At 64.5% G+C, this 8,098-nt stretch carries 7 protein-coding genes; 1 reads left to right on the top strand and 6 read right to left on the bottom strand.

Going from position 1 to position 8,098, the window contains the following annotated elements; all coding sequences use genetic code 11:
- The 3 genes from OBACDRAFT_RS06485 to ruvB form a co-directional block, all read right to left on the bottom strand.
- The coding region (locus OBACDRAFT_RS06485; protein ID WP_043583926.1) for an ABC transporter ATP-binding protein at window positions 1–672 on the bottom strand (672 nt) is incomplete at its 3' end.
- Window positions 673–758: 86 nt separating this feature from the next.
- Complete coding sequence (locus tag OBACDRAFT_RS06480) at window positions 759–2,792, bottom strand: sodium:solute symporter family transporter (protein WP_043583924.1); 2,034 nt, start codon at window positions 2,790–2,792, stop codon at window positions 759–761.
- Between the two features lie 263 nt (window positions 2,793–3,055).
- The gene (ruvB, locus tag OBACDRAFT_RS06475) at window positions 3,056–4,117 is read right to left on the bottom strand and encodes a Holliday junction branch migration DNA helicase RuvB (RefSeq protein ID WP_043583929.1); all 1,062 of its coding nucleotides are present in this window, start codon (window positions 4,115–4,117) and stop codon (window positions 3,056–3,058) included.
- A gap of 128 nt (window positions 4,118–4,245) precedes the next feature.
- Here ruvB and galK point away from each other — a divergent pair, with 128 nt between their 5' ends.
- Window positions 4,246–5,403, top strand: coding sequence for a galactokinase (gene galK, locus OBACDRAFT_RS06470; protein ID WP_043583922.1), 1,158 nt, complete (start codon window positions 4,246–4,248; stop codon window positions 5,401–5,403).
- 137 nt (window positions 5,404–5,540) lie between these two features.
- Here galK and OBACDRAFT_RS06465 read toward each other — a convergent pair whose 3' ends face one another.
- From OBACDRAFT_RS06465 to OBACDRAFT_RS06455, 3 genes are all read right to left on the bottom strand, one after another.
- Window positions 5,541–6,614, bottom strand: coding sequence for a 3-deoxy-7-phosphoheptulonate synthase (locus OBACDRAFT_RS06465; RefSeq protein ID WP_043583927.1), 1,074 nt, complete (start codon window positions 6,612–6,614; stop codon window positions 5,541–5,543).
- 295 nt (window positions 6,615–6,909) lie between these two features.
- Entirely contained in the window at window positions 6,910–7,254 is a 345-nt protein-coding gene (locus OBACDRAFT_RS06460; protein ID WP_043583920.1) for a histidine triad nucleotide-binding protein, read from the bottom strand.
- 21 nt (window positions 7,255–7,275) lie between these two features.
- A partial coding sequence (locus OBACDRAFT_RS06455; RefSeq protein WP_043583918.1) for a protoporphyrinogen/coproporphyrinogen oxidase occupies window positions 7,276–8,098 on the bottom strand: 823 nt, incomplete at its 5' end.

The raw sequence follows: 8,098 nt of genomic DNA, 5'->3' as shown, positions 1-8,098 counted from the left end.
GAGCGCGTGGGTGAAGGCGGGCGTGATTTCTTCGATGTGGTGCGTGACGAGCACGAGCGCGGGGTGGCGGGAGGCGCGGGGGCGGCGGGCGAGGGTTTCGATGAATTGCAGGAAGTGTTCGCGCGCCACGGGGTCGAGGCCGGAACAGGGTTCGTCGAGGATGAGGAGGCGGGGGCGGGCCATGAGGGCGCGGGCGATGAGCACGCGCTGGCGTTCGCCTTGCGAGAGGTAGTTCCAGGGGCGGTCGGCGAGGGGGGCGCAACCGGCGAAGCGCAGCCATTTGAGTCCGTCGCGTCGGTCGGCGTCGGTGGTTTTGTTGACGGACCAAAGGCCGAGTTGGGCGTGGCGTCCGCTGATGACGGTTTCGAGGGCGGGTTCGCCGTCAGGGACGGCGGCTTGGAGGGCGCTGGTGACGATGCCGATTTGGAGGCGCAGGTCGCGCCAGTCGGTCTCGCCGTAGCGATGGCCGAGGAGGGTGATGTCTCCGGTGGTGGGTGTGAGGTAGCCGGTGAGGGTTTTGAGGAGCGAGGTTTTGCCGCAGCCGTTGGGGCCCATGATGACCCAGTGTTCGCCCGTCTGAATGGTCCAGTGGATGTCGCGGAGGATGTGCTTGCGGTCGCGCCGCACGGTGAGCGCGGCGACGGTGAGAAGCGGCGGGCGGGAGCGGCGCATGGGTGCTGTCATATGGGGGGGACGCCGGACTTTGAACGCCGGGGGGGGGGGGGGGGCGGAGTTCAGAGGTCGGCGTCCAGGGGGGCTCAGTAGGGTTTGTGTTGTTCGACGGTGCCGTTGTCGGAGTTGTCGATCTTGTAACCGGCGAGCGAGCGGAAGAGCTTGCGGATGTCGTGGACGCCGCCCCAAGTGAACCATAGGCCGGTGACGACGGTGATCACGATGGGCAGTCCGATGGCCGTCACGTGCCAGAAACCGAGCCAGCCGTTGTTGGTCCAGGGTTTGATCCAGGGGACCAGTTGCGTCTGGCCGAGGAGGTTCCACGCCGTGCCAAGGAGCATGACCGAAAACCAGAGCACGCTCCACACGAAGAGACTGCCGACAATCCACTTGTCGCCCGTGGTGAAGTTCTCGTCGATGCCCACAATGCGGGCGAGCGACCACTGGCGTTTCGGGACGATGGGACGCCCATCGGCATCGACCGGAAGTTCGTCGCGGTGGAGCATTTTGTTGATCGGGTAGTCCCGGCGGCAGGTGGCCAGTGACACGCTGACGTAGAGGGTGATGGCAATGAGGGTCGAGAAGAACGAGATTTGCGCGCCGTTGAGCCCAAAGGCGGGGAGTTGAGGGATGCCGAGATTGGAGAGCACCCAGTTGATCACGGTGGAGAAGATTTTGTCGTCCCAGATTTTGTAAACGAGGATGCCACCGCCCGAGAGGATGGAACCGGCAATGACGGCGGACCAAGCGCCGGCCGTCGTACCTTTTTTCCAGTAGAGGCCGCCGATGATGGCCGCGCCCGCTCCGCCAACGTAAACGGCCGTGGTGACGGTCCACCACATGACGATGTACTCCGTCTGGCGGAAAAACGCTCCGAAGAGGAAGGCAAAAATCGCCACGCCAGTGATGCACCAGCGCAGGAGCTTGATGTGCTGTTGGGGCGTGGGGGCTTTCTTGAGGCGGGGGAGGATGATGTCCTGCGCAAGGATGCCGCCCCAAGAGTGCAGGTGCGTGGAGTCGCCACCGAAGATACCGAGCAGGAGCACGGCGCAGAGCGCGCCTTTGACGCCGATGGGCAGCATGTGCGAGAGCGCCACGGGGATCGTCATTTGCTTCTGGATTTGGGGCTGCGAGATGCTGGCGATGGATTCCTGCGCGGCGATGGAGGTGCTGGCGAAATCGGGGTGGTAAAGGTAGGTGAGGGCGGCGGCGGCGAGGAGGACGACGACGACGCTCTTGCCGGATTCACGCCAGCGGCCAAGGAGGCCGCCCATGCGGGCTTCGTGCGGGGTGGCGCCGGCGCTGTTGTAGGCGCTGGAGTTTTGCCACGCCATGGTGCCGTAGGTGCCGAGGAACACGCCCATGAGCACGTACCAGAGGTTGAAATCGGCCACGTTCCAGGCGTCGAAGGGGTTGACCAGCGATTCATTGGTGGGGCGGTTGCCGAGGACGGTGGCCATCTCGGACCAGCTCACCATGCAGAGCACGCCAATGATGATCACGATGTACATGAGTTGCGAGAAGATGCCTTCGATGCAGTCGGTGACCATCAGGGTGATCAATCCGCCGGAGATCGTCAGCGTGAGCGCGATGGAGAGGAAGATGCCCATGAGCGGGATGTAGGTGGGGAGCGCCCAGCCTCCGCCAATGGGGATGATGATCTCGGGGGGCATTTGGAGGAAATACACCATGAAGCGGGCGCCGACGGCGGGAATGATGCCGAAGTTGATGGCGCCGGCCACGAAGCCGAGGATGCCGGTGAAGGAACGGAAGTTGCGGCTGTAGCGCATTTCAAAGAACTGGGCGAGGGTCATGGCTCGCGTCTCGCGGAAGCGGTAGATGACGAATCCGAAGATCGCCACGACCAGACCGACGGGACCGGTGATCCAGCCCCACCACGAGGGGACGAAGCCGGACTGGGCAAAGACTTCCCACATGGCGACGAAAACGACAGCGCCGGCCTGCATCTCGCCCTTGGCGACGGCCAGCAGGTAGCGTCCGCCGACGCGCCCTCCGGAAACGAAGTGCGCCACACTCTTCATGTAGCGATGTGTGACGATGCCGACCGTCAGGATGATGATCAGTGGCACGATTATGACCAACCAGTCGAGGAAGTGCATGATGGTGTTTGGGTGTGTGTGTTGTTAGCGGAAGGGAGAACCGAATGGAGAGGCTGTGGTGGTGAGTTTCGGCGTGGGCGAGGGAACGCCTGTGTCCGCCGGGCAGGAATGCCATGCGAATGTCGAAGCCGTGGACTCAAAGGGGAAATGGAGCCGTTGAGCGAGCGTGTTTTCGCTTTTAGCGAGACCACTAATGGACTGCATTAAAGCTCAGGAGGGGGGGGGGGGAGGCGCGGGTTGTTAGGACAGGGAGGGCAAGGTTGTCAGAGCAACACGCCTTGTCCTCCTGCGCCGGTCGCGCCGACGCCCGCCGCCGACTTCAGGCCGATGGCGTGGTAGCCTTTGGCCGTGAGCACGCGGCCTTGCGGAGTGCGTTGCAGGTAGCCTTCTTGAATGAGAAACGGTTCATGGACTTCCTCCAGCGTTTCGCTCTCCTCGCCCACGGCCACCGCAATGGTGCCCAAGCCGACGGGTCCGCCACGGTAGTTTTCGGCCATGATGCGGAGCATGCGCTTGTCCATCTCGTCGAGCCCGGCGGCGTCGATCTCCAGCAACTCCAGCGCGGCGGCGGCGGCGGGACGGGTGATGCGTCCGTCGCCGCGTTCCTGGGCGAAATCGCGCACGAAGTTGATGAGGTTGTTGGCAATGCGGGGCGTGCCACGGGCGCGGGAGGCGATTTCGCGCGCGCCGGCTTCGTCGATCGTGACTTTGAGCAGGCCGCAACTGCGCTGGACGATGCCCATGAGCGTGGGCACGTCGTAGTAGTCGAGGCGCGTCTGGAGCGTGAAGCGCGAGCGCAGCGGGGCGGTGAGCAGGCCGGCGCGCGTGGTGGCGCCGACGAGCGTGAAGCGCGGGATGGAGAGGCGCACGCTGCGGGCGTTGGGGCCTTGGTCGATCATGATGTCGAGGCGGAAGTCCTCCATCGCCGAGTAGAGGTATTCTTCGACGGTCTTGGGGATGCGGTGGATTTCGTCGATGAAGAGAATGTCGCCTTCCTCCAGGTTGGTGAGCAGGCCGGCGAGGTCGCCCGCCTTTTCCACGACGGGTCCGCTGGTGACTCGGACGTTTTTGCCCATTTCGTGGCCGAGGATGAAGCATAGGGTGGTTTTGCCCAGTCCGGGCGGTCCGCTGATGAGGATGTGGTTGAGGGCCTCGCCCCGGCGACGGGCCGCGCCGACCATGACTTGCAACCGCTCCACGGTTTTGGGCTGGCCGGTGAAGTCGGCAAACGAGAGCGGGCGCAACGCCGCCTCGGCCGGAGAAACAGGCGCTTCAAGCGCGCTGGTGATGTAACCGAGTCCTTTATTTTGCGGGTCGCTGGGCATGAGAATGGAAAAGCTGAAAAGCTGAAACCTGAAAAGCTGAAACAAGAAGGCATTGTCTGTAATGGCCCCTGCCTTTCAGCTTTCTTTTCAGCCTTTGAGCTTTCAGCCTTTCAGTTTTCAGCTTTTCCATGAAGGACCAACTCATCGCTCGCTTTAAGGCTGTTTTTGGCCGCGACCCCCAACTCGTCACGCGCGCCCCCGGCCGCATCGAATTCATCGGCAACCACACCGATTACAATGGTGGCACCGTCCTCGGCGCTTCCATCAATCGCGGCGTGTGGGTCGCCATCGCTCCCGCCTCCCCCCCCCCCCCCGGTTCCGCTCCCGTCCGCCGTTTCCACAGCACCTACGGCAACAAGACCATCGAACTCGACGCCACCTCGCTCACTCCGCTCAAGGGCGCCGATTCCTGGATCAACTACCCGCTCGGCATCCTTTCCGCCCTGCCGCATTTCGGGCTCAAGGCTCCCGCCGGCTTCGATTACCTCGACAGCTCCGACTTGCCCGCCGGGGCCGGCCTCTCCAGCAGCGCCGCCATCGAATTGTCCTCCGCCCTCGCCTTCCTCGGCATCACGGGGCAGGATGTGGACCGCGAGACGCTGGTCAAAATCGGCAAGTACGCGGAAAACAACTACGTTGGCGTCCCCTGCGGCATTCTCGACCAGGGCGTGTCCGGCTTTGGCAAAAAAGATCATCTCGTCTTCATCGACTGCCGCGGTCCCAAGTTCGACACGGTGCCCATTCCGGCGGGCGTCCACTTCTGGATATTCAACACCCACACCAAGCACGCCCTCGTGGACGGTCTCTACGCCGCGCGCAACCGCGAATGCATGACCGCCGCCGCCGCCCTCGGCGTCTCCCTCCTGCACGAAGTGACCCCCGCCCAGGTGCTCGCGGCGGAGGCGCGGCTTGGAGAGGCGGAGTTCAAGCGCGCCCGCCACGTCACCGAGGAAATCGCCCGCGTGGACGCCACCAAGGAGGCGCTGGCCAAGGGCGATCTCGCCACTGTCGGAAAACTCCTCGTCGCTTCGCATCGCAGTTCGCAGCACTTTTTCGAGAACAGCACGCCCGAACTCGATTTCCTCGTGGACACGCTGGAAAAAACTCCCGGCGTTTACGGCGCGCGTCTCTCCGGCGGCGGTTTCGGCGGAGCGGTCATGGCGATGACCGGCGACCAATTCAGCGCCGCCAATGCCGACCAGGTGGCCGCCGCCTACGCCGCCCGGTTCGGCGCCCGCCCCGACGTGCTGCACATGCAGACAGGCCCCGGCGCGGCGGTGATGTGACTGAAGTTACGCAGGTAATCTCTTTCTTGGAGGGCGGGTCTCCCGACCCGCCGACGGCGCGAAGCGCCGCCCATCCGGAAGGCGCGGCTGCGCCGCGTCTGGCGGGTCGGGAGACCCGCCCTCCATATTGCCGCCGGTTATGCCTTCTTCGCAAACCGCGGCGCGAGCGCGGCGTGGACGTCGCGCACCAGCTTCTCGGTCGTGGGCCAGTCGATGCAACCGTCTGTAATGCTTACGCCATGACGCAGCTTCCCGAGCACGCCCGGCGCGGCCTGAAAAGGCTGGCTGCCGGCCTCCAGATTGCTCTCCACCATGGCCCCGATCAATGACGTGTTGCCCGCCGCCACCTGCGCCATCACCTCGCGCACCACCTCGGGCTGTCGTTCGGGTTTTTTGGAGGAATTGTCATGCGACGCATCGACGAGCACCGCGGGCACCAGCCCGGCCTTGTCGAGCGCCGCCACCGCCTCGGTGACGTGGGCCGCGTCGTAGTTGGGACCGGCCTTGCCGCCGCGCAACACGACATGGCAGTTGGGGTTGCCCGCCGTGACGATTGCCGCCGCCTGCCCGTCGGTGTTGATGCCGAGAAAAGTCTGCGGTTGCGACGCGGCCTTGATCGCGTTGATCGCCGTTGTCAACGAACCGTCCGTGCCGTTCTTGAATCCCAGCGGCATCGACAGGCCCGACGCCATTTGCCGGTGCGTTTGCGATTCCGTGGTGCGCGCCCCGATGGCTGACCAGCAAATCAAGTCCGCGATGTACTGCGGCGTGATTGGGTCGAGCAACTCCGTGGCCGTCGGCAACCCCAAGTCGATCACCTCGCGCAAGAACGCCCGCGCCGCGCGCAGTCCGCCCGCGATGTCGTTGGAGCCGTCAAGACGCGGGTCCATAATCAAGCCCTTCCAGCCGACCGTGGTGCGCGGTTTTTCAAAATACACGCGCATCACGACCATCACGCGGTCGGCCACCTCGCGGGCGAGCGCGGCCAGACGGCGCGCATAGTCGAGTCCCGCGTCCACGTCATGGATCGAGCACGGCCCGACGACGAGCAGGAAGCGGCGGTCCGCGGTGAAGACGATCCGGTGGATTTCCTGGCGCACGCGGGCGATAAACTCCGTTTGCGCCTCGGATTTGGGAAACTGGGCCATGAGTTCGGCCGGCGACGGCAGCAGGCGCGTCTCGACCACATTGATATCGGAAATCTTGGACATGAAACCGCCCATGCTGATGTCAGCGCTCGAAGAAGAGAAGAATTAACCTCAGTTACACGGAGGCACGAAGGCGCAAAACACACGGGGGGGGGGGGCTGCGAAATTGTTTAGAGCGTTTTCAGTTGAGATGTAGCCGTCGTCTTAACGGTAGGGAGGCCTCTCCGAGGCCTCCGAAACCACGCTCCAAGCACCTACGAGTTTCGCATTCTCACACTACGCACGGCGGAGGCCTCGGAGAGGCCTCCCTACCAGGTATCAAATGGCTACAGCTTAAATGAAACTGCTCTAATGCCACTCAGCCGGGGGGCCAGGCGAGCTGGCGGCGGGCGAGGAGGTGGACGTGGAGATGGGGAACGCTTTCGCAGGCGTCGGGACCGTGGTTGATGACGAGACGGAAACCGCGGTCGAGGTTGAGTTTTTTTGCCACGACGCCCGCCGTGAGCAGCAGGTGGCCCAGCGTGGCTTCGTCGGCGGGCGCGGCTTCTCCGACGCGCGGGATCACGGTTTTCGGTATGATGAGCAGGTGGACGGGCGCCTTGGGGTCGATGTCGTGGATGACGATGCAGCGGTCGTCCTCGTGTTCGATTTTCGCCGGGATCTCCCGGTCGATAATGCGTTGAAAGAGGGTTTTGTTGTTCATGTTCGTAACGAGGTGGAAGGGTTAAACGGTTGTGGCGCCACGCGCGAGTTTTTCGCCAGAGGCGATGCAGGCGGCAACCGCAATGCCGTCGCGCACGGGTCCGCCGACATGGAGGCCGGGGTAACGGGTCTCGGCGGCGGCGAGGGTGGCGAGGTGGGTGTCGTATCCAAGATTGTATTGCGGGATGGCGGCGGGGTTGACGTGGTGGCGCACGTAAACGGGATCGCCTGAAATGCCGAGCAGTTCGAGCAACTCGGCGCGGATGAGCCCCATCAGGGATTCGCGCGGCAGGAGGGCCAGTTCGGGATGGCGCACGCCTCCCGCGAGCACGGTGAGGGCAACGTGGCCGCCGGGCGCTCGTCCGGGGAAAAGCGTGGAGTTGAACAGGACGCCGAGCAGGTTGCGGTGCTCGCCGGAGGGGGCGAGCATGCCAAAGCCGTCGAGCGGATGACGGATTTGCTCTCGCTTGTATCCGAGAAACAAGGACGCCACGGGCGGGTATTCGACGGCGGCGAGCGCGGCGAAGGGATGCGCGTCGCCGATGCGCAGCGTCGCCAGCGCGGCGGCGGGCAGGGCAAGGAGGATGGCGGAGGCGCTGGCGTTGCCTTGCGTGAAGGGCGCACTCTCTTGTCCGCCCTCAGCGGGTGGGACGCCCGCGCCACCTGGCGTTTGCCACGTCACTTGCCAGGGTTCGCCGGGGGCGGCGGGCGGGGTGAGGCAGGTGACGCGGGCATTGAGTTGCACGGCGCCGGGGGGGAGGGCGGCGGCGAGGGCGCGAGGGATGGTTTCGAGTCCGTCGGGGAAGGAGTAGATGCGGGCACGCTGGCGGCGCGGTCTGGACTGG

This window comes from Geminisphaera colitermitum TAV2, assembly GCF_000171235.2.
Taxonomy (GTDB): domain Bacteria; phylum Verrucomicrobiota; class Verrucomicrobiia; order Opitutales; family Opitutaceae; genus Geminisphaera; species Geminisphaera colitermitum.
Note: the sequence above shows the minus strand (reverse complement) of the source record. Positions and strands in the feature narration are given on the sequence as shown.